This is a genomic window from Pelomicrobium sp. G1, from assembly GCF_051905455.1.
GTDB lineage: Bacteria > Pseudomonadota > Gammaproteobacteria > Burkholderiales > UBA6910 > Pelomicrobium.
The window spans coordinates 1-293 of sequence record NZ_JBQACR010000276.1 but is presented as its reverse complement, the minus strand read 5'-3'; the positions used below and the strand labels follow the sequence as shown (position 1 = coordinate 293).

Here is a 293-nt window from a genome sequence, read left to right as displayed (position 1 = left end):
TCCAGGCGGCGGATGGGCGGGGGCTTCAGCACGTCGAACAGACGAAAGAGGAGAAAAGCGAACGCCTGCCAGAGGGGCGCCGGCGGCGTGAAAGAGAGCACCAGCAAAAACGCCGTCATCTCGTCCCATACCATGCCGCCATGGTCGGACGCTCCCAAGGCGCGGCCCGCCCGGTCGCACGCCCACACGCCCAGGAGGAACATGACCGCCGCCAGAGCAAGCAACGAGGCGGCGTCCATTCTCGGCGCAAGCCACTGGTAGACCGGCAGCATGGCCAGGCTGGCGAAGGTGCC

The 293-nt window shown here is 67.6% G+C and carries 1 protein-coding gene; it reads right to left on the bottom strand.

Annotated features, from left to right (window positions below; genetic code table 11):
* A partial coding sequence (locus tag ACTFO6_RS18490; protein ID WP_439935837.1) for a phosphatidylglycerophosphatase A family protein occupies window positions 1-293 on the bottom strand: 293 nt, incomplete at both ends.